At 37.9% G+C, this 3,005-nt stretch carries 3 protein-coding genes; all 3 read left to right on the forward strand.

What is annotated here, in order from left to right:
• A partial coding sequence (locus tag ACJAT7_RS18790; protein WP_415228311.1) for a glycosyltransferase family 4 protein occupies positions 1-870 on the forward strand: 870 nt, incomplete at its 5' end.
• A complete protein-coding gene (locus ACJAT7_RS18795; protein ID WP_415228312.1) occupies positions 863-2,017 on the forward strand; it encodes a glycosyltransferase in 1,155 nt (384 codons plus the stop codon). The genes ACJAT7_RS18790 and ACJAT7_RS18795, both read left to right, overlap by 8 nt.
• 7 nt (positions 2,018-2,024) lie before the next feature.
• Positions 2,025-3,005, forward strand: a 981-nt coding sequence (locus tag ACJAT7_RS18800; RefSeq protein ID WP_415228313.1) for a hypothetical protein, incomplete at its 3' end; no start/stop codon positions are given.

The raw sequence follows: 3,005 nt of genomic DNA on the forward strand, positions 1-3,005 counted from the left end.
GCAATTATTTATGCACGGCTGTTTGTACACCCCGATATTATTCATCTTCACGCAGTGGGGCCCGCGCTTTTCACACCACTAGCAAGACTACTGGGCATGAAGGTTGTTGTGACTCATCACGGTGCAGATTACGACAGGCAAAAATGGAATGCATTTGCCAAAGGCTTGTTAATAACGGGTGAAACCATGGCGATGATGTTTGCGAATAAAATATTAGTGGTAGGTAAATCGCTCACAGAAAGATTGAAACAGCAAAATCCAAAACAAGCCCATAAAATCGAATTTGTGCCAAACGGTGCGATAGCTAATTTTGACGATAATGTCACAATTAAAGATTTACAAGCCACAGGTTTAGCAATTGAAGACCAGAGCTATATTGTCACAGTAGGTCGTTTAGTACCCGAAAAAGGCTTTCATGATTTAGTGCAAGCTTATTTGCTTACAAACATACCGCAAAAATTGGTGATTGTAGGCAGTACCGATCATAAGGACGAGTATTCCAATAAACTGCTTAATGAAGCGTCAGAACGTGTAATCTTTGCTGGTCGCCGCGAAGGCTCACAATTAAAAGCATTGTATAAATTTGCAAAATTATTCGTATTACCGTCTTATCACGAAGGTTTACCTATTGTTGCACTTGAGGCTATTAGTGCTGACACACCAGTATTACTCAGCAATATCACTCCCAATTTAGATATTGAATTAAACGTTGAACATTATTTTAAGGTTGGCGACCAAGCCGACTTAGCCAAAAAGTTAGCTTTAGATATTCCTAAAGCGCCGAAAGCCGATATTTTAATTAAATATGATTGGGATAAAATAGCGCAGCAATCATTTTCGATAATTCGAAAAGGGATTAAAAATGATTGAGTCTACTGATCGGATTAAAAAAGTAAAAATTGCAATAATTCATCCTGAGTGCGGAGTTAGTTGGAATGGTGGTTCGCAAATCAGTGCTTTTGAAATGGCAGAGCATTTAGCCGAACATTACAACGTTGAGCTGCTATGTGGCGAGAAAGTTGGGACTGTAAGTATCGTACTACCATGTATTCCCAGAGGGCGTTCTGCTAACTGGCTTGCTACAAGTTTTTGGGGCAGTATTCTTGGCAGATTGTTCGGTTATCCAGGGATGGTCATTGAAGCTATTACTAGCTTTTTACCCTATCTGTTTCATCTTTTAAAATCCAAACCTGATGTTATTTATCCTAATAATGACTATGGTGGCTTGGCTGTTGCTTGGGTTTTAAGGAGATTGACGGGGTGTAAAATTCTATACACTGAAAGAGCAGGATTACTTGGTGGTGGGCACGTTTTAAAACGCAATATGAAGTTCAAGCCAGACCATCTCGTTGTATTTAATCAAGATACCGTTAATACAGTAAATGTGTGGTACCCAAATCAATCAGTAAGTGCAATTCCAAACGGGGTAGACCTAAGTCGTTTCTCTCCTTGCGGCGATAAATTTGATTTCAAACTCAACGGCAAATTAGTTTTGTGTGTAGGAACCTTAAATAGAAAAAACCATAAACGTATCGAACTGGTTATCCAGGCAATGGTAAAAGTGCCTCAGGCCAGTTTAATACTGTGCGGCGATGGTATTGATAAAGAATACTTTGTCGCTTTAGCACATGAATTATTGGGTAAAGACCGTTTTATGCAAATGTCATTAACGTTTGACGAAATGCCAAAGCTCTATCGAAGTGTTGACTCATTTACTTTGCCTTCCGCGAATGAACCTTTCGGACGCGTTTATCTGGAATCTTTAGCAAGCGGCACTCCTGTTGTAGCTACAGATGATTCTATGCGCCGCACTATTATAGGAGATGCTGGATTGGTTTGTGATGTAGAAAATACCGAGGAATATGCGCAAGTTTTAGAAAAAGCGCTTGATACCGAATGGGGCTCTAAGCCTCTTGAGCAAGCAAATAAATTTAGTTGGGTAGAGATAGCTTTAAAATATAAGGCTGTAATTAATTCAATGCTTGTCGATAAAACAGAAAAAAACACCTTGGTTTAATCAATATATGGCTAATAAAAAAGCGTTCTACTTTCCCTTTGTTCATGTAAATGAATATGTGGAAATATCTAAAGAAAGTATCTCAGAAAGTGGTTTTGAAGTACTATATTTTAAGAAATTATTTAACATAAAAAACTTATTTAATAGGGGGCATAATGTTGCCGTACTCAATTGGTATGAAGATCGACTGTATCAAAAAAGATTCGGCAAACTCAGAGCGTTTATTGAGCATTTTGTTGTTTTTTTTCAACTGATTTTAATGCGGCTGTTTGCCAGCCATATTATTTGGGTTAGACACAATTTCAAACCACATAATAGGGCGTTGCGACCTTTTACCCATAAACTTACTTGCGGGGCACTGAACCTGCTTGCTACTAAAGTCGTTACTCTTGAAAAAACTGAATCTTTCAACTCAACCGTTATTCCGCACCCTCTGTACCGAAATGACGATGATATGTTGCATGATATTGGTTTGGAAGAGCCTGAAAGCTTTGAAGTCGAATACCTTTTTTTTGGCACCATAAAACCTTATAAACGTCTAGACGAATTACTTACGTTATGGCCACAAGATAAGTTTTTAAAAATAGTCGGGTATTGTCAAGATAAGGCCTATATTGAAAAAATAAAGACTATTATTTCAGACAAAAATTTGAATGTGGATTGGCAAAATGAATATGTTAGTGAGCAGTATTTAAATGAACTTCTCGCTAAAACCCGTTTTGTGTTTATGCCCCATAGCGACGGTGCCATGATTTCTTCTGGGACATTTTATCAAGCCATTAATTTTGGTATTAATATTGTTTGTTTTGATTCTTTTTATGCGAGAGACAAAAAAACTAAACACGGTTTTGTTCATATTGTGGCAAAAGATAACTTAGAGGCCGATTTGCTTAAACTTGTTCCACTGCCCCCAAAAGTTGTTATGCGCGAGGCGTTAACTTGGTACGGCAGAAAAACAATTGCTCAAGCTTGGAATAACCTTTTACCT

Source organism: Psychromonas sp. (genome assembly GCF_047632995.1).
In the GTDB taxonomy this organism is placed as follows: Bacteria; Pseudomonadota; Gammaproteobacteria; order Enterobacterales; family Psychromonadaceae; genus Psychromonas.